The following is a 21,340-nucleotide window of genomic DNA, read 5'->3' as shown; positions in this document are numbered from 1 at the left end:
TCTTTCGCCGGCCGCAGAGTCCGCTTTCGGCCAAATTCTGGTGGCACCTGCCGGGACCGACCTAGATTCCGTTCTGGATCGTCTCGAATTCACGTCCTGATTGGACAGCAACGTGACCACTCCGACTCCCTGCCACGACATAGTGCTCACCGGTGCCGTCATGACCCATCCGCGACGGCCGGGACTCACCGGCCGTCTGCTGGCCGCCGCGCCCGCCGGGGCGCTGCGACCGATCGCCGATCCGGAGCCGGCCGGACCGCCGACCGCCCTGCGCACCGCGATCCGGGCCTGGTCCGCGATCGCCGAAGGCACGACCCACCACCTGGTCCTCCAGGACGACGCCGTTCCCGCCGACGGCTTCTTCGACCACGCCCTGGCCGCCGTCGCGGCCGCGCCCGACGCCGCGATCGCCTTCTACACCAACTGGAACTCCCGCAACGGCGCCGCCGTGCGGCTCGCCGCGCTGGCCGGGGCGAGATGGGTCACCGCGACCCACGAGTACACCCCGACCGTCGCGCTGGCCCTGCCCGCGGGGATCGCGGCCGGTTTCGCGGATTTCGCCGAAGCGCACGGCTCGACCTGGCCCGACGACGTCGTCATGTCCCGGTACCTGCGCGCGGCCGGGGTACCGGTGCTCCTGGTCGCGCCGAATCTCGTCGAGCACGCGGACGAACCCAGCGTCCTCCGCAACGACTCCCACGGCTCGCGGCGGTCGGCGTGTTTCGCCGTCCCGCCCGGCGACGACTGGTCGCTCGGCGCGGGCCCGCTCGATCCCGACGTCATCCCGTTCTTCAAACACGGGATCGCCCAGTGCGTCGTCCGTGACGGCGGAAGACGGACGACCATCGACGCCGAGCGGTACTTCGGCCGGGCGGGACTGGATTTCGACGCCTGCCAGAAGCAACGGCTCGAAGTCACCGGGTCGGTGTTCGGCGCGCTCGCCGATCTGGAACGGCATCTCGACGAAGAAGCCGTCGAAGGCCTCTGGACCACGGCCTACCTCCTCGGCGCGCTCGGGACCGGCCGCCGGCTCGACCGGGTCGGCTCCCTCGCGCTGGGCACGATCGGCGCGGGCGGTGTGTGCACCACCGTCGGCGCCTCCACGCTCCGGACGCTGCGGCCCGCTCTGTCCGAATTGGCCCGTCTCGGCCACGAAGCCGGTGCCCGGGCACGGCGGTCGCCCGCGCGCCGGCGGGAACGCGTCCTCGTCACCACCACCCACCGCCCGCTCGGCCGGGAGATCGCGCGCCATCTGGCCGATCGCGGATACGAGGTCCTGGACGGAAACGACGGGCCGGACGCCGACGCCGTGGTCCACGTCGCCGAACCCGGTTCCACCCTCCCGCCCGTGACGGCGCGGCAGGTGGTCCAGGTCTGTCCTCCCGGCGCACCCGTCCCCGCCGCCACGCCGGGCACCAGCGTCCTGCGGACCGGTTCGCCGTACGGGCCCGGGATCGAGGGCTATTCCGTCCTGGAGACGTTCACCCGGCAAGCCCTGCTGGCACAACCGATCCAGGCCGACGTCCCGGCGCGGGCGACCCACTGGCCCGCCTACATCCGGGACATCGCGCTCGCCGTGCACCACCTCCTGCACCAGCCCGTGCCGCGGCGGACCGTCGCGTCGCCGTCCCCGCTGACCAGTCAGGAACTGGCCGACGCGGTCGCGCGGACCGTCCGGCGGGTCCCGGTCAGCTGGCCGGCGTCGCCGCACGGCCCGTCCGCCCCTCCCCTGGTCGCCGACGAACCGGCGACGGAACTCGATCAAGGCATCCGCGCACTGGCCCAGTGGCTCGCCTACGAAAAGGAAGAAGCATGAAAGTCGATCGTCTCTCCCAGCCGGGTGACGGCGTGGTCAACGAGGATCTGGTGCTGTCGGGCCGGTATCACGCGCTGGTCATCGACGGTGCGACGGCGGAACCGGGCGCGGAGACCGGCTGCGTGCACGACGTCCGCTGGCTGGTGGCGAGGCTCGGCACCGCGCTGGACCGGCTCCTCGTCGAACGTCCCGCCGAAGACCTGCGCGCCGTCCTCCGCGCGGCCATCGAGTCGGTGCGCGACGCCCACTCCGGCACCTGCGATCTCGGCAACCCCTGCGGCCCGACCGCGACCGTGGCGATCCTGCGCGAACGGGACGGACTCGCCGACTACCTGGTGCTCAGCGATTCGGCGGTGGTGCTCGAACGGCTCGACGGCACCGTCGAGGCCGTCATCGACGACCGGATCGACCGGCTGCTGCACCTGTCCTGGCAGGAGGTCCGGCCCTTGCGCAACGCGCCCGGCGGGTTCTGGGTCGCGGGCAGTGATCCGGCCGCCGCCGACCAGGCGCACACCGGCACCGTGGAACTCTCGCGGCTGCGGCGCGCCGCCCTCCTCACCGACGGCGCGTACCGGCTCGTCGAACGCTACGGGTGGACCTGGCACCAGCTGCTCGACGTCGCCGAGTTCGACGGCCCGGCCGCCGTCGTCGGCGAGACCCGCCGCGCCGAACTCCGTACCGCGCCGGGCCACTTCGCCGGGAAACACCACGACGACGCGTCAGTCGCCTTCTGCCGGTTCGAGACCACCACCGCTCCCCTGACCCGCCCGACCCACGAGGTGACGAAATGACCCGGTTCCAGGTCCGTTTCACCGGCAAGACGGCTCGCTCCGGTCCGCTGGCGTTCGGCCACGCGAACATCGTCCGCGCCATCACCCTCGACGACGATCCGACGCGGCTCAACCTCGCGATGGTGTTCGACGTGCCCGGCGCGCCGCTGGACCGGGTCGCCGCCTGGATCCGGGTGCTGCTCGAACGCCACGAGTCGCTGCGGACGACGTACTCGTTCGGCGACCGGACGCTCCAGCACGTGCTCGCGGAAGGCGAGGTGGACGTCGAGGTCGTCGAGAGCGGCGGCGACGTACTCCAGACGGCCGAGGGCACCGCGCGCGCCCTGCGGTCCCGGGTCTTCGATCTGACCGCGGAGCTGCCGCTGCGGCTCGCCGTGGTGACCGAGAACGCCGTCCCGCGCCGGCTCGTCTGGGTGGTGAGCCACGCCGCGATGGACGTCGCCACCTGCGAACTCCTCCTCGGCGAATGGACCGAGCTGGCCGCGGGGCGCGAGCTGCCCGTGGACGACTCGCCACAGCCTCTCGACGTCGTCGAACTCGAGAAGACGCCCGCGGTGCAGCGGCTGGGACAGGCGGCGACGCGGTACTGGGAAAGCAAGCTGCGCACGGTTCCGCAGGCGATGTTCCCCGTGCCCGCCACCGGAACCGGCTTCCTCCGGCCCGGGCTGCGAGTCCGTTCACGGGCCGCGATGGGCCATATCGCGGCGATCGCCGAGCGGACCAGCGCGAGCCCCTCCGCCATCGCCCTCGCCGCGCTCAACGCGCTGATCGCGCACTGGACCGCGCAATCCGCCTGCGTAACGACGTCCTTGTCCGGCAACCGGGTGCTCAAGCAGTTGCGCCGCTTCTTCGGTTCGATGGCGCAGGACGCGCTGCTCCCGGTCACCATCCCGGAGACGTTCGACGAACTGGTCCACGCCGTCCGCGCCGCTTCCGTGCCCGCGTACCGGCACAGCTGGTTCGAAGCCGACGCCATCTGGGAAGTGATCACCCGCGTCACCCACGAACGGGGCTTCTCCTTCGCCAGGGATCTCGTGTTCAACGACATGAGCGCGCTGGGCGACACCGCGGTCGGCGAGCCGCCTCGCGCCGCGTACAGCAGGCTGCCGTCGGTGTGGCTGCCGGGTGGACCGGACGTCGAAGACGACCCCGAAATCGGTGGCACGCTGGAATTGCTGCCGCAGGAGGACATCCCGACCCGTTTCTTCGGCTGCCTGTACCGCCTCGACACGGAACTGGATCTGACGCTGTGGGTCGACCCCGGTTGCCTCGACACCGCCGAGGTGACCGAGTTCGGCCGCGGCCTCCTGGCGTTGCTGCGGGCGGCGGCCGAGGCGGATCTTCCGGTGAAGGAACTGCATTCGCTCACCACGCTCGCCCCCATCGAACGAGGGGAAGGCTGGTACCTCTCGGATTCGTGCTGGGTCGAGCTGGACGCCGTCCGGGAACTGGTCTCCGACGTCCTCGGTGACCGGCCGCATCTGGTGACCGCGGAGCCCGACGACGTCCTGGGTCACCGGCTGGTGTGTCACCTGACCGGCCCGGCGACGCCCGCGGACCTGCACGCCGAAGTGCTGGCCGCGCTGCCGGGGCGGCCGACCGCCCTGGCACCGCACCACTACGTGATCTGCGCCGAGCCGCCCGCCGACCCGCTGGATCCGGGCGCCTGGGCGGCCACGGCCATCGACTCCGCGAGCGGGCGGGAGCTGCCGGTATGAGTCACGACACGGAAACCCTGACCGGTGAAGGAAAACCGGCCGCCGGACGGCTCTGGTCCGGCAACTTCAAGCTCTACCTCACCGCGCGCAGCGGGTCGATGCTGGGCGACGCGATGCTGCCCGTCGCGCTCTCGATCGCCGTGCTGGCGGCGGGTCACGGGATCGACGGCGTCGGCTACGCCCTCGGCGCGTGGATGGGCGCGCTCGCGCTGTTCATGCTGTTCGGCGGCGTGCTCGCGGACCGGTTCACGCCGCGCCGGATGATGATCATCGCGGACCTCGTCCGGCTGGTCGTCCAGGGCGGGATGGCGGTCGCCTTCGCCGTCGGAACGCCGTCACTGCCGACGATCGTCGTCCTGCAGTTCCTCAGCGGCGCCGCCACCGCGTTGTTCCAGCCCGGTGTGGCGAGCATGGTCCCGCAGGTCGCGGAGGACGTCCAGGGCGCGAACGGCATCTTGCGGATTTCCGAGGCGATCTCCGGCGTCCTCGGCCCGGCGCTCGCCGGTGTGCTGGTCGCCGTCGCCGGAACCGGGACCGTGTTCGGGATCTATGCCGCGACGTACGGGATCAGCGCCATCTGCCTGTTCGCCCTGCGGCTCAAGCCGGTGAAGTCCACTGAGGACAGTGAACCGTCGTTCTGGCGTCAGCTGGTCGAGGGCTGGCGGGAGTTCGCCGCCCGTGGCTGGCTCTGGGGCGTGATCGCGATCCACCTGGTGTACGGCTGTTTCGTGGCGGGCGTGTCCCTGCCGGTCGGCGCGGACCTGGTCGTCTCGGACTACGGTTCGACCGCGCTGGGCATCGGGATGGCCGCCTTCGGCGCGGGCGGGGTCGCGGGCGGCGCGATCGCCATGCGCGTCCGCCCGAGCCGTCCGCTGCTGTCCGGCGCGATCGGCTGGGCGTTGTTCGCGCTGTACCCGATCACGCCCGCGGTGGGACTTCCGGTCGCCTTGCTCATCGTCGGCTGGGCACTGGCCGGTTTCGGCCTCGCCTACTGGGGCGTCCTGTGGTCCACCACCGTCCAGACCCAGATTCCCGCGGAACTCCTGAACCGGGTCTACGCCTACGACGTCTCGGGGTCGCTGCTCGCGTTGGTGCTGGGCAGGTCGCTCGCCGGGCCGATGGCGAGCCTGTTCGGCGCACGGCCGCTGATGATCCTCGCGACCGTGCTCGGGCTCCTCTGTACCGGGCTGCTGCTCGCGGTCCGCTCGATCAGGGATCTGCGAAGTGCTCAGTGACCGGATCGAAGCCGACGAGGTCGCCGTCGAGGTCTACGAACGGATCCTCGACGGCGACGGGCCCGCGGAGATCGCGGCCCGGCTCGGTGTCCCGACGGCCGAGGTGGACCGCACGTTCGGCCTCCTGCGGCGGCTGCGACTGATCCGGGAGACCCGGAACGGCGAGGTCGTCGCGGTCGATCCTGACAGCGCGCGGACCGAACTGCTGCTGCCGCTGGAACGGGCGATCCACGACCAGCGCAGCCTGCTGCTGGCCCGGCGGCGGCAACTGCGTTCGTTCGCCGACGCCTTCGGCCGCGCGAATCGGGCGAAACCGCGTCACTCGCCGATCCAGGTCTCGCACGATCCGCGCGAAACCGAGTTGCGGCTCGTCGAAACGGCGAACGGCTGCAAGTCCGAAGTGCTGATGATGCAGTCCTGCGTGGCGCACGAGCCGCCCGAAGCACGGCATCTGCGGCCGCTCGTGCTGGACGCGTTGCGGCGCGGGATCCGCGTGCGGGTGCTGTACCCGCACGCGGCCCGCGCGGACGCGGCGACCCGGTCGTTCCTGTGCAACGTCGCCTCCCTCGGCGGCCGGGTGCGGACCTCGGACGAGATCTTCGACCGATTCGCCGTCTTCGACCGCGAGGTCGCGTTCCTCCGGGCCGGACTCGAAGGCGACCAGGCCGTCGCGATGGTGCACGGTCCGGTGATCGCGCAGTTCCTCGCCGGGACGCACGACCGGGGCTGGGAATCCGGCACCGACTTCGACCCCGGCCGGGCGGGCTACGCGGGCACCCTCGACGTCGTCAAGTCCCGGGTGCTGGACCTGCTCGCCGCCGGCCTCAAGGACGAGGTGATCGCGCGCCGGGTCGGTCTGTCCGAACGGACGTTGCGCAGGCACATTGCGGCGATGATGCAGGAACTCGCCGCGGAGAGCCGGTTCCAGGCGGGCGTCGCCGCCGCACGGGCGGGCCTGGTCGCCACCACCACTCGAACCCATCACCGATAGGAAGGGTCTTCCATGCGACCGAAGAATCTGGCCTTGCGGCTCGGGCTGTCCCTCGCCGCGGTCCTGGCACTGCTCCCCGCCTCGCCTGCTTCCGGGACACCGGAGACCGAGGCCGCCCCGCCACCGGATCGGCCGGTCCTGGAGGCGTTCTGGGGTGGCACGCCGCCCGCGGACCAGGTCCCCTGGGAAATGCTGAACACCATCAGCTACTGGTTCGCCTCACCGGCGGGCGGCCGGTGCAGCACCCCGGACGCCAAGCAGCGCAAGGACATCGAAAGCCTCGCGGCGGTGAAACGTGGTCACCCCGACCTGACCGTGCTGATCTCCATCGGCGGCTGGGCCGCACCGGGTTTCGGTGCGGGCGCCGCGACCGCGGAATCCCGGCGCGCCTTCGTCAAGTCCTGTGTGGACAAATGGCTGAGCGCGTTCCCTCCCGGGCTGGTCGACGGATTCGACGTCGACTGGGAGTTCCCGGTCTCCGGAGGCCTGCCCAGTATCGGCAACTCGCCCGCCGACCGCGCGAACTTCACCTTGCTGCTCAAGGAATTCCGGGCACAATTGCAGCGCTATGCCCGCGACCACGGCCGGCCTTCCCGCGCCATGAAGCTGTCCGCGGACATCCCCGCGGGCCGCGTCCAGGACGACGGCACCGGGACCGGCGGCGCGCCCTACGACGCGTCCAACAGTTTCGACCTGCGTGAAGTCGGCAGGCTCGTCGACATCTTCAACCTGATGACCTACGACTTCTGCACGGGCTACTCGAAGTTCTCCTGCTTCAACGACCCGCTGGTCAAACGGCCCGGTGATCCGAACGACGAGTACAACAACAACGTCGGCGCGCTGAAGTACATGACCGACCACGGTGTCCCGCGCGAGAAGATCGTCCTCGGCGTGCCTTTCTACGGACGGGCGTTCACCGTCACCTCGACCGCCAACGACGGCCTCTACCAGCCGTACACGGCCATGCAGTTCCTCGACTACAAGGTCCTCATGGGCCCGGAATGGGCCGGTGACCCCGGATTCCGCAAGGGCTGGGACCCGATCGTGCGCTCGCCGTACCTCTGGAACCCGGAGAAGAAGATCTGGGTGAGCTACGAGAACCCGCGGTCCATCCAGGACCGCTCGCTGTTCGCGAAACGCCACCGCCTGGCGGGAATGATGATGTGGGAGCTGGGCGCCGACGATCCGCAGCACAGCCTTCTCGCCGCGATGACCGGGCCCTGGCTCCGGCCCTGATGGAGCGACCGGCGGTTCCTCGACGTGGGGAACCGCCGGCCTCCGTAGAATCATGGAGTGTTCACTCTGTCGGAGCCACCGCTGTTCGCCCGGTTGAAGTCCGCCTCGAACGTCCTTATCGCCGGGGCCGGTGGCGGCCGAGCATCGTGAACGGGCAGATCGCGGCGGCGTTGCGCGGAGAATTCGGTGACGTGGCGTTCACTTCACGCACCGCGGGCAGCGAGCTGTTCGTGAATCCCTTGATGGGCGTGTACTTCGCAGTCGATCTCCTCGCGATCGCCGCGTCGGTGGGCTACCTGGAACGGTCGCGGGACACGGAAACCATGTTCGACGTGGCGCTGGCGATCGAGAACCACCGCGAGACCGTGCCGCGGAGAGTGCGGCGTCCCTTCCCGCATTGAGCACCATGCCGTGCACCTTTCTCCCCGGCGTGTCCGTAGCGGTTTGTGCGCATTTCTCGTCCACGGGGATACACACACGATGTGCCAGGGTGTCGCCGCGCTGGACCCGCTCACAACCCGTCGGTCTGTGACCGGGCCTTTCCAGTCTCTGAATGTCGTGGTCGCCATGGTTCCTGCGCCCGTCCTTCGACGGTGCCGGTCTCCCGCAGGCCGATCCTGTCGTGCAGCCGCTTGAGTGGTCGCGGTGCCCACCACGCGGCCCTGCCGAGCAGAGTCATCGTGGCGGGGACCAGCAGGCACCGGACGATCGTGGCGTCGACGAGCACCGCGACGAACAGTCCGAGACCGATCTGCTCGACCTGGCCGACCTTGGCCGCGGCGAAGAACGCGAACACGATCAGCATCAACATGGCCGCCGAGGTGATGATCCGGCCGCTGTCCTGCAGTCCGTGCCGGACCGCGGTGTCGCTGTCCTCCTCCGCGTCCACATACTCCTTGATCCGGCCGAGCAAGAAGACCTCGTAGTCCATCGAGAGCCCGAACGCGAAGGCGAAGACCACGACGATCATGTAGGGACTCAGACCGCCGACGGTCAACGTATCCAGTGGACCGGCCAGGAATCCGTCCTGGAACACCGCGACCAGTACCCCGAACGTGGCTCCGAGGGAGATCACGTTCATCGCGATGGCCTTCAACGGAATGACCAGCGAGCCGGTCATCAGGAAGAGCAACAGGATCATGGCCAGCGCGGTGATGGCGATGCCGAGCGGCAGCCCGTCCGCCAGCCGCTGGTTCAGGTCGATGAGCTGAGCCGCGTCACCGGCCACCCAGGACTCGATCCCGGCGGGCCGGTCCGCTCGAAGCCGGTTCACCAGGTCTTGAGCGCCTTTGCTCTGACCGTCTCCCTTGGTGGCGACGACCACGGCGGACACGGTCGGGTTCACCGGCCTCGCCTTCTCGACCCGGAGCACTTCCGGATCCGAGGCCCACTTGGCGGCGTAGGCGTCCAACGTCGCCGGATCGGCGCGGGCCACCACGCGCACCGCCGCCAGGCTGGTCTGCCCGAACCGGGCGTCGAGCTGATCGGCGACCCTGACCGATTCGATACTCCGAGGGAGGCCTTCCAACTGCGGGACCTTGACGTTCACGTGCAGCACCGGTGCCGCGATCGCCAGTAGCACCACCAGTGAACCCAAGACCACCAGCAAAGGTCTGCGCTGGGTGGCCTTGGCCAGCCTGGCGAAGAACCCCTTCTCGAGTACCGCGGCGGCGGCCTTCGCACCGCCTGCGGCCGCGTCGCGCGACGCGGCCTGTCGCATCAGATCCTTCTTCCCCGGCTTGACCCACTTGCCGAGCACGCCGATGAGCGCCGCGGTCAGCGTCAGGCCGGCCAGCATCGCGACCAGGGCGACGGAGATCCCGGCGGCCGCCATCGCCTGCAAGCGTGGAACGTCGAAGACGGCCAGGCCGGTCAGCGCGGCCGCGACGGTCAGCGCGCTGAACGCGATGGTCCTGCCCGCCGTGCGCCACGCCCGCTCGACGGCCGCCGCCCGGTCATCCGTGGCTGCCAGTTCCTCCCGATAGCGGGCAACCAGCAACAGTCCGTAATCGATGGAGAGGCCGAGTCCCAGCAGGGTGATCACGGTGATGACGTTGGCATCGAGGTCGAAGATCGCGGAAAACCCCAGCAAACTGGCGAACGCCCCGAGCATCGTGCCCACCGCGGCGAGAATCGGGAGCCCGGCCGCGATGACCCCACCGAACACGAAGAGCAACACGATCGCCGTGAGCGGGAGCGAGAACAGCTCGGCCCGCTGGAGATCTTCATCGACCGCGTCGTTCGCCTGCGGACTGATCAACTCACCGCCACCCACTTGTACCGTGGCGCCCGGCAGCTCGCTCGACAGTTGTTTCAGCCGGTTCGTCGATTCGCGGAAGGGCACCGCCTGCTTTTCCGCCTTCGCCAGTACGACGGTTATCGCCACGGCCCGTTTGTCCGTCGCCGTACGGGGGGCGGCCACTTCCTTGACGCCGGGAATCGCCTTGACATCGTTCAGTGCCCGGTTGACGACTTCTCCCGTGGCGGGAACCAGTGGATCGACGTTGTCGACCACCGCGATGAACTCGACCCCCCGGTCGATGCCCTCCTTCATCGCATCGCGGGCGTGGCTCGCCTCGGTCCCCTTCATGTTGTTGGTGTCCCCCATGCCGTCGAGCACGGGACCGATGGCGAACGAACCCGCGATCATGACCAGCACCCACGCCGTCAAGACCCACCATCGTCTGCGAAAGCAGAAGTTCCCAAGTCGGCTAATCATGGGAAAAGCATCGCGGGAAAAAAGTGTGATATCGGTAGCCCGCACACCCGACTTAGGGGTGGTGCTGGGTACAGCCGAATACGGAATCCTGCTTGCTGGTGCCCGTCGCGCGTGCTCCTTAGGCTGGACCCATGACGACGGATGTCGGTTCGGAAACCGCGGGTGGACGGCTTGGCGGTCTCCTTCGCGCGCCTTTGACCCCAAGGGCGTGGCGCGACACGACAGTCGTACTCGCAGGTTTCCCGATCGCTCTGGTGGCATCGACGATCGTGGTGACACTGCTGGCACTCACGGCCTCGCTGGCGATCACCGCCGTGCTCGTGATTCCCTTGATGGCGGCCCTTTTCTGGCTGAGCAGGGTCTTCACCTTCTGGCAGCGTGCACGGCTCCAGGGGTTTCTCGGGATCTCGATCCCACCGCGATCGCGGTTGCCACGGGAAGACTGGCTGCGCGGACTCTGGGCCGAAGCTCGCACGAAAGAGACCTGGCGACACGTCCTGTACCACCTGCTGGCCGGCGTGACCGGCACCGCGTGCGCGGTCCTCGTCTCCGGCTTCTGGACGCTCGGCGCGTTGTTCAGCACCATCCTGCTCCACGGCTGGCTGTTACCGGACACCTCGCGAATCGACCGTTCGCCGCTGATGTTCACCTTGCTGACCGCGCTCGGCCTTATCCTGCTTCTCGCGGCGCCCGCCGTGGCCGAAGCCGCCGTCAAGGTCGACGTCGGCCTCGTGAAAGCCCTCTTGGCACCCAGCAGGAGCGAAACGCTGGCACAGCGGGTCGAAACCCTCTCCGCGAGCAGGACCGAAATGATCGACGCGGCCGATGCCGAGCGCCGCCGTATCGAACGGAACCTGCACGACGGCACGCAGCAACGCCTCGTGTCACTGGCGATGAACCTCGGCATGGCCCGCACCACGCTGACCGGGATACCTCCGGAGGCTCGTGAGGCGATCGAACAAGCCCACGAGGAAGCCAAGCTGGCGCTGTCCGAGTTGCGAGACATGGTGCGCGGCCTGCACCCCGCGGTGCTCGACGACCTAGGGCTCGACGCGGCGCTCTCCGGAATCGCGGCCAGGTCTCCGGTGCCGGTCAGGCTGCTCGTCGAACTGCCTCGACGGCCGCCCCGCGCCGTCGAGACGATCGCGTACTTCGTGGTCTCCGAATCACTCACCAACGCCGCCAAGCACGCCCACGCAGCGCAAGTCGATATCGTCGTCGAAATGACCACTGACGAGGTGCTCAGGATCATCGTGTCCGACGACGGCAGAGGGGGCGCCGACCCGGCCCGGGGTACCGGCTTGCGCGGCCTGGCACAGCGGATCGGCTCGATCGACGGAGAGATGTCCATCGACAGTCCGCGAGGTGGACCGACCCGACTCGTGGTGACACTGCCATGCGCGTCGTGATCGCCGAGGACTCGGTCCTGCTCCGCGAAGGCCTCGTACGGCTGCTCGGCGTCAACGGATTCGAGGTCGTCGAGGCGGTCGGCGATGGCGAGCAGCTCGTCGACGCCGTCCAGCGGCACGAGCCTGATCTGGTCATCGCGGACGTGCGCATGCCGCCGACGTACACCTCGGAAGGCCTGCGGGCCACGCTCACGATCCGCGAACGTTGGCCGGATGTCGCGGTGCTCGTGCTGTCTCAGTACGTCGAGGAGCGCTACGCGTCGGATCTTTTGTCAAGGGAAACCAGCGGTGTGGGGTACCTGCTCAAGGACAGGATCGCCGACGTCGTCGAGTTCGTCGACGCGCTCCGCCGGGTCGCCGCGGGCGGCACCGCGCTCGACCCCGAGGTCGTCGCGCAGATCCTGGTGCGCACCAGGCCGCGTCCTCTCGAACGGCTGACCTCGCGGGAACGCGAGGTGCTGGCGATCATGTCGGAAGGGCGCTCGAACTCCGGTATCGCGGCCGCGCTCGTCGTCAGCGAGAGCGCCGTCGCCAAGCACGTGAACAGCATCTTCACCAAGTTGGACCTCGCCACCGTCGACTCCGACCACCGTCGTGTGTTGGCGGTCCTTCGTTTTCTCAACGGCTAGAGAGGACTCGATGTCCACCGCGACGGAGAACCGAAACCCCCGGAAGACCTGGTTCGCCGGCGGCGCGCTGGTGACCGCGCTCGTCCTGCTCGTCGCCTGTGCGGCGGTCTGGTCGTGGTTGTCCGGCGAGAGCCGTCCCAACACCGATTCGCAGTCGCAGGTCTACCGGCAACCGATCGGCAGGATCGAGATCAGCTCCGCCGCGGGTGACCTCACCGTCTCCGCGGGCCCCGACGGTGAGGTGGGCGTGGATCGGCGGCTGGAATGGACCGAGCACAAACCGGCCTACACCGAAGAGTGGACCGGCGACACACTGCGGATCACCGTCCGGTGCCCGGACGGCAAACTGGGCTGCTCGGTGCACTACACGATCCGGATACCCCGCTCGGTGAGCGTGCAGGCCCACACCGACGCGGGCAACCTCGACATACGAGACCTCAGCGGCGACATCAAGGCAGAGACCGAGGCAGGCCGCACGACGCTGGAGAACACCAAGGGCAAGCTGTACGCGCGCAACGGCAACGGCGACCTCACGGCCACCGGAATCACCTCGGCCGACGTCGACCTCGGCACCCGCGCCGGAAAGGTGGACCTTCGGCTCAGCGGCGTTCCCAGCCTCGTGCGGGCCACCAGCGGTGCGGGTGACGTCCTCGTCCTGGTACCCGCGAACCCGCGCGGATACCAGGTGCGGGCCGACACGAACGCGGGCAGACGTGTCGTGGAGGTCCAGGACGCCTCTGCGAGTCCGCACCGGATCGAAGCCTCCACCTCGGCCGGGGATGTGACGGTGGGCGACTCCTGAAGTCCGGCCCGCCGTCCGTTCAGCGCGCTCGGGTTCGGCCGGAGGCGTGTGGACAATGACCAATCACCCCTCGGACATCAGTCCGGGCCCACCGGTCACAAATCGCCCGGCCGCCCGGTCTTAACGGATACATCCGTTCGACGAGGAGGTCTTCCGATGTCATTGACCGTGCTGCAGGAGGCGAAACCGCCCTTCATCCCGGAGGGGGCGCATGCGATGACCATCGTCATCGAGTACCCGCCGGGCGACACGGGCACCCCGCCGCACCGCCACCCCGGACCGGCCTTCGGCTACGTGCTGGAGGGCGAGATGGTCTTCGAACTCGAGGGCGAGCCGCCGCGCGTCGTCCGGGCGGGCGAGGCGTTCTGGGAGCCGGGCGGCGACGTCATCCACTACCAGGACGGCAACAACCGCGACGACATTCCGGTGCGCTTCACCGTCACCATGCTCTGTGAACCGGGCAAGCCGATGGTGGACCTCGTGTCCGAGGAAGAGCTCCGGGCGAAAGGATGGTCGAGGAAGTGAGCAGACCGGGCCCGCACGGCGAATGCGGTGCGGGCCCGGTCAACGGCGACGGTGCCAGCCGCCCAGCTTCGCCGGGTTGAGCACGATCCAGAGTGCGGTGACCTTGGACCCGGCCGTCTCGGCGGCGGCGACCGCGACGGCGCGGGAGGCACGGCGCAGGGCCAGCCCGGCGCGGCCGTTGACGGACTCGACGGTCAGCTCGGCACCCGATCGTCCGCACAGCACTGCCATGACCAGCTGGGCGACCTCTGCCGCACCGTGCGCGGGCGCGGCTCCTCCCCCGTCGCACGTGGCGACGGCGTCGACGTCCAGGACGGCCGCGAGCGCGGTGACGTCTCCCCGACGGCAGGCCTCGGCGAATCCGCGGATGACCTGGTCATGCCGATCGAGCACAAGGCCCCGTTCTTTCTCAGCCCGTGACGGACACTGCCCCGTTCTTCTCGGGGTTGACGAGCCACAGCAGCCGGTCGATGCCTTCGGTGGTGGCGCTGACGGTGAGCAGGCCGTACACGGCGCCGTCCTGGCACAGCACGGCGGAGGTCTGCCCGTTCGTGACCGCCCAGCGCACCTCGACGTCGTCCCAGAACCAGGTGGAGATCGCCTGGAGGAACTTCGCCACCCGCGCCGCGCCGACGAGCGGCGTGCGGGCGATCCCCTTGCGGCCGTTGCCGTCGGACAGGCTGGTCACGTCCGGAGTGAAGAGCCGCTCCAGCGCGGTCAGATCGCCGGAGCGGGCGGCGGCGAGGAACGTGGTCAGCAGTTCGCGCTGCTGGGCCGCGGTCGCCGGGGTGCGCCGTTCGCTCGCGATGTGCTTGCGGGCCCGGCTGACCAGCTGGCGTACCGCGGGTTCGGTCGAGGACAGGATGTCGGCGATCTGCGTGTAGGGGTAGTCGAAGGCTTCCCGCAGCACGTAGGCGGCGCGTTCGTTCGGGGTGAGCTTCTCCATCAGCAGCAGCGCCGCGAACTCCAGGGCCTCACCGCGCTCGGCGCCCAGGTACGGGTCCGCGCCGGTGTCGACCGGTTCGGGCAGCCACGGCCCGATATAGGTCTCGCGCCGCTTCCGCGCCGACTGCAGGACGTTGATGGCCAGCCGGGTGGTGGTCGTGGCCAGGAACGCCTCCGGATTGACCACTGTGGACCGGTCATAGGTCTGCCAGCGCAACCAGACCTCCTGCACGAGGTCTTCGGCCTCGGTGACGCTGCTGAGCATGCGGTAGACGATCCCGAACAGGCGCGGCCGCACCTGCGCGAAGACGGCCGTGGCCGTCTCGAGATCTTCCACGCCGCCGAGTTCGGTACCCGGCCCGGAATCTGCCACCCCACGCCCCATCGTCACTTCGCGAACGCCCCCGACCCCACCACTCTACGAGGTCGGCCCGCGAGGGTCCCGGCAGCACGACCGGGACCCTCCTGGGGTTCATTCGACGAGCTTGCCCGCGGTGGAGACGTCGCGCATGAGCGAGGCGATCTCGTCCGGGATCGGGGGAAGCTCTTCGCGTTCGACCTGTCCCGGGCCGGACCAGACGAGGTTCACGCGCAGCGACTCGTCGGGTTCGGGATGGTCCGCGCGGTTGTGGCAGCCCCGTGTCTCGCGGCGCTCCAGTGCCGAGTCGAGAGTTGCGCGCGCGGCCAGTGCCGCGGCCTTGAGGTCGAACGCGTGCGCGAGGTCCTGGAAACCGGCGATGTCGGGATGCACGCCCAAATCCCGCATCCGGTTCTCCAGTTCGTCCACTTCGGCCAGTCCGGTACGCAGGCCCGCCTCGTCGCGGACCACACCGGCGTGTTCCGTCATGGTGTTGCGCAACGTCCGCTGCAGGGCGCGCACGTTCTCCGAGCCGTCGGCGGCCAGCAGCTCGTCGACCTCGCCCCGGGCTTCCTCCATCGCCGACGGCGACCGCTGTTGCGCTCCCAGGTCACGGGAGTAGCTCGCGGCGGCCGCACCGACGATGCGCCCGTAGACCAGCAACTCGATCAGGGAGTTCCCGCCGAGCCGGTTCGCGCCGTGCAGGCCGCTCGCCGCCTCGCCGAGGGCGTACAGGCCCTCGACGCCGGTTCCGTGGTCCTCCGGCCGTACCCGGACACCGCCCATCGAGTAGTGCGCCGTGGGCGCGATCTCGATCGGTTCCCGGGTGATGTCCAGCATCTGGAGTTCGAGCAGGGTTTGGTAGACCCGCGGGAGCCGGCGCATGATCGTCTCCCTGGGCAGATGCGAGACGTCGAGCCACACCCCGCCGCCCGGCGTCCCCCGGCCCTCCTTGATCTCCGTGTAGGCCGCCAGCGCCACTCTGTCGCGAGTGGACAGTTCCATCCGGTCGGGGTCGTATCGGGCCATGAACCGCTCGCCGAGCGCGTTGCGCAACATGCCGCCTTCACCGCGTGCCGCCTCGGAGACGAGGGTGCCCGCCGCGTTCTCCGGTGCGATGAGGCCGGACGGATGGAACTGCACGAGCTCGGCGTCCCGGATCCGCGCACCGGCCAGCACGGCGAGCCGGAACGAATCACCGGTGTTCTCGTCCCGCCGGGACGAAGTGCGGCGCCAGATGCGTGTGTGCCCGCCCGCGGCGAGGATCACCGCGTCGGCGTGGATCACGTACCTCGTCCCGTCCGTGAGGTCGAACCCGTAGGCGCCGAAGACGACGTTGTCCCGCACCAGGATCCGCGTGACGTAGATCGTGTCCAGGATCGGGACGCCGAGCTGCGCGGCCCGGTTGACCAGTGTCCGCTGGATCTCCAGTCCGGTGTAGTCACCGGCGAACGCGGTCCGGCGATAGGTGTGCGCGCCGAAGAACCGCTGGGAGATCTTTCCGCCCTCCTCTCGCGCGAAGGGCATTCCGTAGCGTTCGAGGTCTTCGATGCCACGGGCGGCGTTTTCGGTCACGATCCGCACGGTCTCGGGATCGGCCAGCAGGTAGCTCTCCTTGAGCGTGTCCGCCGCGTGCTGCTGCCACGAGTCTTCCGGGTCCATCGTGGCCAGCGCCGCGTTGATGCCACCGGCGGCGAGCGTCGTATGCGCGTCCGACTTCGCCCGCTTGCCGACCGCGAGCACGTCGACACCACGTTCGGCCAGCTCGATCGCCGCGCGCAGGCCGCCCCCGCCGGTCCCGATGACGAGGACGGACGTCGCGATCTGGTGGTCGGCCATGGTCACTTCGCCGGTGCCGGGTTCAGGGGCAGCCAGTCGGCGAACCGGGTGGCGGACAGCTGCGCGCCGGGACCGGGCAGGAGCATGTCCTTGTCCAGCAGGGCACCGAAGTAGCGCGCTTGCGGGTCGGCGACGACCTCACGCGGGTCACCGCGGAAGGCCAGACCGGTGCGGACCAGCTCGTCGAGACCGAACTGCTCGGGACCGGCCACCTCGACGGTGCCGTTCAGCGGTGCGCCGACGGCGACCCGGCCGACCGCGGCGGCCACGTCTTCGGCGGCCATGGGCTGGATGCGGGCCTCCGACAGGCGCACGGTGTTCCCCTCGGTCGCCGACTGGGCGATGCCGCCCACGAACTCGAAGAACTGCGTGGCGTGCACGATCGAGTACGGCAGTCCCGCGTCCTTGATGAGCTTCTCCTGCGCGATCTTCGCGCGGAAGTAACCGCTTTCGGCGAGCCGCTCGGTGCCGACCACCGACAACGCCACGTGGTGCCCCACTCCGGCCTTCTCCCCGGCGGCGAGGAGGTTTCCGGTGGAGGTGCGGAAGAAGTCCAGCACGGCGTCGTCGGCGAACGAGGGTGAGTTCGAAACGTCGACGACGACCTGCGCACCGTCCAGTACCTCGGCCAGCCCTTCCCCGGTCAGCGTGTTCACGCCCGAGTCGGGTGACGCGGGGACGGCTTCGTGGCCGTGTTCTCCCAGTTTCCGGACGAGTTTCGAACCGATCAGCCCGCTGCCGCCGATCACGACGATCTTCATGAGTTGCCTTCCGTCCCGCGTCCCGGCCGTTCCGGGAAACGTCGTTCTCCAACCAGGACACGGCAGGCCCCCGGTTTGTGACAGCCCGGATGTCACAAACCGCGATGGCGTCCTGTCCTGCCTGGCGACAGTGATCCGACGAACAGAGGTATCGCATGGACACCAGTGGCGCCCACGCCATCGAAACGATCGACGATCTCCGCGGCCACCTGCAGTGGGCGATCGAGCTCGAGCACGCGACGATCCCCCCGTACCTGTGCGCGCTGTACTCGTTGGACCCGGCCCGCAACGCCGAAGCCGCCCAAGTCGTCGGCACGGTCCTCGCCGAGGAGATGATCCACCTGGCGCTGGCGGCGAACCTGCTCAACGCCGTCGGCGGCGCGCCCAAGCTCGACACGCCGGAGCTGCTGCCGCCGTACCCGCATCCGCTGCCGCACGGCGACCGGTCCGTGCACGTCCACCTCGCGCCGTTCGGCCCCGAAGCCCTCGAGCTGTTCCTGCGCATCGAGCAGCCCGCGGCGGCGGACGCGCCGCCGCAAACCGACGAATACCGGACGATCGGGCAGTTCTACGCCGCCATCGAAGCCGGCTTCCGCACGCTGTGCGACAAGCTGGGCGAGGAGCAGGTCTTCAGCGGCGATCCGGCCCGGCAGATCGGCGAGCTCCACCTCAGGGGCGGGGGTGGCGAGGTCATCCCGGTCCACGACCTGAAGTCGGCACTGGCCGCGTTGGCGGAGGTCGTCGAGCAGGGCGAAGGCGCCGCGCGCACGGACGTGTGGGACGGCGATCGCGACGTCTTCCACCCCGAGCGGGAAGAGGTCGCGCACTACTACCGGTTCCAGGAGCTCCGGCTCGGCCGCCGGTACCGGACCGGCGACACACCGCAGTCCGGGCCGACCGGCGAGGAGATCGCGGTCGACTTCGACGGCGTGCTGCCGATGCGGCCCGACCCGCGGACCGCCGATTATCCGGAGGGCAGCGCGATCCGGGTCGCGCAGGAGGAGTTCAACCAGACCTACAGCCTGCTCCTCTACCAGCTGGAGGAGGCCTTCAACGGCGGCCCGGGCGAACTGCAGGACGCCGTCGGCACGATGTTCGGGCTGCGCAAGCAGGCGCTGGCGCTGATGAAGATGCCGACCGGTGACGGGAAGACGACCGCGGGCCCGACTTTCGAGTACGTGCCACCCGAGCTGCGGAACTGAAGCAGGGGCCGTCGTGCTCGCCGGCACATCCCCGGCCGGCGAGCACGCTCGCTCATGACGGATTTCCCTTTCTTTCCCGGGTGATGGTGAAAGCGACAAGCAGGACGCAGGCCGCCGCGATTCCCGCGACCACGGCGGCCACGCCGGTCCACGGCGCGGCGAGCGGGAGCAGGAACACGACGGCGGCGCAGCCCAGAACCGCGCCGGGACGCAAGGCGGCCGCCGCCACGATCGGCACGTGGACCAGCCACAGCAGTACGAGGAAAACGCCCACGGAGGCCGCGACGGCGTAGCTGATCACCAGTGGCGAGGCGGTCAGGTGGTGACCGGTGTTTTCGACCGCCACCTCCAGGCTCGCGCCGAGCGCCGCGAGCGCGGCGAAAATGCCGTAGTGGCCGTAGCCCCACCGATAGGACCTCTCGCGGTGATCGCGCAGCCCGTCCCCCGCCGGTTCCAGGAAGTACAGCCACCAGACGGCGAAAAGCAGCACGAGGCCGGAGATCGCGATGGTGAGGAACGAAGCGCTGATCGCGTCCGCTGCCAGAGCCGCTCGGACACCGGTGATCGCGGCCAGGACGCTCTCACCGAGCAGGATGATCGTGAACAACCCATAGCGCTCGGCGATATGGTGCGGATGCCAGGTGGTGGCGCCGGACCGCTCCGCCCAGCGCGGCACGGCGAGTTCCGCGGCGACCAGCGCGAGGAAGCACACCGGCCGGGTGAGCGGGGTCAAGGCACCCGTCTCGGCGAGGACGAGCCATCCCACCCAGCCGGCCTGCAGGACGGTGATGCCCGTGGCGTACCGGAACGCCGTCCGCCGGTGGGCCGGATCCTCGACACCGGCCCGCACCCAGTGCGCGACGAGCCCGATCCGCATGACGAGATAGCCCGCCGCGACAGCTCGATAGTCGCCGGCGGCCGTGGCGGGCACTCCTCCGGCGAGCACGAGCACGCCGGCCATCTGCACCATGGTCAGCAGCCGGTACGCCACGTCGTCGGTGTCGTAGGACGACGCGAACCACGTGAAGTTCATCCACGCCCACCAGATCGCGAAGAACACCTGGAGGAACCCGGCCAGGCCGGCCAGGGCGTGGCCGTCGGCGATGTGGTGCGCGAGCTGAGCGGTCGCGGCCGCGACGGCGACCACGAAGACGAGGTCGAACAACAGCTCCAGCTGGCTCGCCGCGCGGTGCGGCTCGTCGGTCGGACGTGCGCTCATCCGGACGCGGATCCGGATCCTGGTGCTCATCGATGTCAAGGGCTCGCTCCATCCCCACTCGGTCGGTCGCGAGACAGGACAGCGCAGCCCCGGCGTTCGTGACCGGTATGGAGATTTCGCCGTGCCGGTCACACCACGGCGGGCTGCCTTGTCTCAGCGGGCGACGAGTGGATTCACGCACGCAGGGAGAAGACATGAGCACGCCGGACAACGAGGAGTTCCTGCACAGGCTCGAAATCGAGGTAGAGGCGGAGCTGGAGATCACCGAGTCGAGCAACTTCGAAGAGGTCGCCCGCACACCGGTCGCCGAATGGCGGTTCGACCCGACCGAAGCCGAGCGCTACGAGATCAACCTCCGTGGTCTTCTCGGCGCCGTCGAAGCGGTCGAGGACCGGGAACGGTGACACGGGTGAGCGAGGGGCGGCGTACCGACCCTCGCTCACGTGGCTCACCTCGCTCGGGACGGCTTCAGCACGGCTGTACGTTGGCCACGAAACTGAAGGTGGTCAGCGCGACACCCGTTCTGGTGCCCGCTTCCGAACTGTTGGTGTCCCCGACGAAAGACCAGCCGCTGACGAAGCTGTCCGTCACCTGGCCCCCGAACGCGTCGACCGCGTGGTCGGTGTCGCGGTAGCGGATCTCCTCGTAACCGCCCCGGCTGACACTCAGGACGCACTGGCCCGCCGGCGCCACGTAGATCAGGAAGTCGGGCGATGTCCCGCGCGCCCGGGTGAAGTCCGGCGTCGTTTCGATCGCGTCCATGAAGATCCTGACCGCCAACCGGTTCGACCCGATGCCCACCAGTATCGCGTTGGCGAAGACGTCCGGGCCATGCCCGTCGAATTCGGCGTCTCCCCCGACCCGCGGCGGGATGAAGCGGTTGTCCACCGGAACCCGCTTGGCCCCGATCACCACCGACGCGAACGTGCCGACCCCTCCCTGCCCCGCCGATCCTGGTGCCGCGATGGCCGCCGGCGCCAGGGACAACCCCAGCACGGCCGTCATCGCACCGATACCGAGCACTGACTTTCGCATGTCGTTCTCCCTCATCCGTATTCCCTCTGATTCGAGATCTTCGGACCCGGATTCACCGTGGCAGGAGCCATCGACAGGCTGTCGACACCTGGTCGACGGTCCTCGGCCCG

At 69.4% G+C, this 21,340-nt stretch carries 20 protein-coding genes; 13 read left to right on the top strand and 7 right to left on the bottom strand.

What is annotated here, in order from left to right:
* The first annotated feature begins 112 nt into the window (after positions 1–112).
* The 7 genes from DMH01_RS41290 to DMH01_RS41260 all read left to right on the top strand — a co-directional run bounded on the left by DMH01_RS41290 (position 113) and on the right by DMH01_RS41260 (position 8,188).
* On the top strand, positions 113–1,816 hold the full coding sequence (locus DMH01_RS41290; RefSeq protein ID WP_125684773.1) for an NAD(P)-dependent oxidoreductase: 1,704 nt from the start codon (positions 113–115) through the stop codon (positions 1,814–1,816).
* The gene (locus tag DMH01_RS41285) at positions 1,813–2,607 is read left to right on the top strand and encodes a protein phosphatase 2C domain-containing protein (RefSeq protein ID WP_125684771.1); all 795 of its coding nucleotides are present in this window, start codon (positions 1,813–1,815) and stop codon (positions 2,605–2,607) included. The genes DMH01_RS41290 and DMH01_RS41285 overlap by 4 nt, the downstream gene beginning before the upstream one ends.
* Positions 2,604–4,325, top strand: coding sequence for a condensation domain-containing protein (locus DMH01_RS41280; RefSeq protein ID WP_125684769.1), 1,722 nt, complete (start codon positions 2,604–2,606; stop codon positions 4,323–4,325). The genes DMH01_RS41285 and DMH01_RS41280 overlap by 4 nt, the downstream gene beginning before the upstream one ends.
* The gene (locus DMH01_RS41275; protein WP_125684767.1) at positions 4,322–5,560 is read left to right on the top strand and encodes an MFS transporter; all 1,239 of its coding nucleotides are present in this window, start codon (positions 4,322–4,324) and stop codon (positions 5,558–5,560) included. The genes DMH01_RS41280 and DMH01_RS41275 overlap by 4 nt, the downstream gene beginning before the upstream one ends.
* Positions 5,550–6,551 carry a helix-turn-helix transcriptional regulator gene (locus DMH01_RS41270; protein WP_199745823.1) on the top strand — a complete coding sequence of 334 codons (1,002 nt, stop codon included), beginning with the start codon at positions 5,550–5,552 and terminating at the stop codon, positions 6,549–6,551. The genes DMH01_RS41275 and DMH01_RS41270 overlap by 11 nt, the downstream gene beginning before the upstream one ends.
* Positions 6,552–6,563: 12 nt before the next feature.
* Entirely contained in the window at positions 6,564–7,787 is a 1,224-nt protein-coding gene (locus DMH01_RS41265; protein WP_125684763.1) for a glycoside hydrolase family 18 protein, read from the top strand.
* 146 nt (positions 7,788–7,933) lie between these two features.
* Positions 7,934–8,188: a hypothetical protein gene (locus tag DMH01_RS41260; protein ID WP_233621874.1), complete on the top strand. Its 255-nt coding sequence runs from the start codon at positions 7,934–7,936 to the stop codon at positions 8,186–8,188.
* Between the two features lie 110 nt (positions 8,189–8,298).
* Here the strand turns inward: DMH01_RS41260 and DMH01_RS41255 are convergent, their stop codons facing one another.
* A complete protein-coding gene (locus tag DMH01_RS41255) occupies positions 8,299–10,458 on the bottom strand; it encodes an MMPL family transporter (RefSeq protein ID WP_199745822.1) in 2,160 nt (719 codons plus the stop codon).
* A 179-nt stretch (positions 10,459–10,637) separates the two neighbouring features.
* On the opposite strand from DMH01_RS41255, the gene DMH01_RS41250 reads away from it, so the two are divergent.
* The 4 genes from DMH01_RS41250 to DMH01_RS41235 all read left to right on the top strand — a co-directional run bounded on the left by DMH01_RS41250 (position 10,638) and on the right by DMH01_RS41235 (position 13,871).
* The gene (locus DMH01_RS41250; protein WP_125684759.1) at positions 10,638–11,915 is read left to right on the top strand and encodes a sensor histidine kinase; all 1,278 of its coding nucleotides are present in this window, start codon (positions 10,638–10,640) and stop codon (positions 11,913–11,915) included.
* Positions 11,903–12,544 carry a response regulator transcription factor gene (locus DMH01_RS41245; RefSeq protein ID WP_125684757.1) on the top strand — a complete coding sequence of 214 codons (642 nt, stop codon included), beginning with the start codon at positions 11,903–11,905 and terminating at the stop codon, positions 12,542–12,544. The genes DMH01_RS41250 and DMH01_RS41245 overlap by 13 nt, the downstream gene beginning before the upstream one ends.
* 10 nt (positions 12,545–12,554) lie before the next feature.
* A complete protein-coding gene (locus DMH01_RS41240; protein ID WP_125684755.1) occupies positions 12,555–13,346 on the top strand; it encodes a DUF4097 family beta strand repeat-containing protein in 792 nt (263 codons plus the stop codon).
* A gap of 156 nt (positions 13,347–13,502) precedes the next feature.
* Entirely contained in the window at positions 13,503–13,871 is a 369-nt protein-coding gene (locus DMH01_RS41235; protein ID WP_125684753.1) for a cupin domain-containing protein, read from the top strand.
* Positions 13,872–13,910: 39 nt separating this feature from the next.
* Here the strand turns inward: DMH01_RS41235 and DMH01_RS41230 are convergent, their stop codons facing one another.
* The 4 genes from DMH01_RS41230 to DMH01_RS41215 all read right to left on the bottom strand — a co-directional run bounded on the left by DMH01_RS41230 (position 13,911) and on the right by DMH01_RS41215 (position 17,774).
* Positions 13,911–14,264: a siderophore-interacting protein gene (locus DMH01_RS41230; RefSeq protein ID WP_125684751.1), complete on the bottom strand. Its 354-nt coding sequence runs from the start codon at positions 14,262–14,264 to the stop codon at positions 13,911–13,913.
* Between the two features lie 16 nt (positions 14,265–14,280).
* Positions 14,281–15,189, bottom strand: coding sequence for a sigma-70 family RNA polymerase sigma factor (locus tag DMH01_RS41225; RefSeq protein ID WP_233621873.1), 909 nt, complete (start codon positions 15,187–15,189; stop codon positions 14,281–14,283).
* 99 nt (positions 15,190–15,288) lie between these two features.
* Positions 15,289–17,013 (bottom strand): FAD-dependent oxidoreductase, encoded by a 1,725-nt coding sequence (locus DMH01_RS41220; RefSeq protein ID WP_233621872.1) that lies wholly within the window; start codon positions 17,011–17,013, stop codon positions 15,289–15,291.
* Between the two features lie 2 nt (positions 17,014–17,015).
* Complete coding sequence (locus tag DMH01_RS41215) at positions 17,016–17,774, bottom strand: SDR family oxidoreductase (protein ID WP_125684747.1); 759 nt, start codon at positions 17,772–17,774, stop codon at positions 17,016–17,018.
* Positions 17,775–17,929: 155 nt separating this feature from the next.
* Between DMH01_RS41215 and DMH01_RS41210 the strand changes: the two genes are divergently transcribed.
* Positions 17,930–18,976: a ferritin-like protein gene (locus DMH01_RS41210; protein WP_125684745.1), complete on the top strand. Its 1,047-nt coding sequence runs from the start codon at positions 17,930–17,932 to the stop codon at positions 18,974–18,976.
* 52 nt (positions 18,977–19,028) lie between these two features.
* Here the strand turns inward: DMH01_RS41210 and DMH01_RS41205 are convergent, their stop codons facing one another.
* A complete protein-coding gene (locus DMH01_RS41205) occupies positions 19,029–20,225 on the bottom strand; it encodes a low temperature requirement protein A (protein ID WP_233621871.1) in 1,197 nt (398 codons plus the stop codon).
* 164 nt (positions 20,226–20,389) lie between these two features.
* Here DMH01_RS41205 and DMH01_RS41200 point away from each other — a divergent pair, with 164 nt between their 5' ends.
* Complete coding sequence (locus tag DMH01_RS41200; RefSeq protein ID WP_125684743.1) at positions 20,390–20,599, top strand: hypothetical protein; 210 nt, start codon at positions 20,390–20,392, stop codon at positions 20,597–20,599.
* 64 nt (positions 20,600–20,663) lie between these two features.
* Here the strand turns inward: DMH01_RS41200 and DMH01_RS41195 are convergent, their stop codons facing one another.
* Positions 20,664–21,230, bottom strand: coding sequence for a hypothetical protein (locus tag DMH01_RS41195; protein ID WP_125684740.1), 567 nt, complete (start codon positions 21,228–21,230; stop codon positions 20,664–20,666).
* Positions 21,231–21,340 lie beyond the last annotated feature (110 nt).

Source organism: Amycolatopsis sp. WAC 04182, assembly GCF_003947465.1.
GTDB lineage: Bacteria > Actinomycetota > Actinomycetes > Mycobacteriales > Pseudonocardiaceae > Amycolatopsis.
This window is presented reverse-complemented; position numbering and strand designations above follow the sequence as displayed.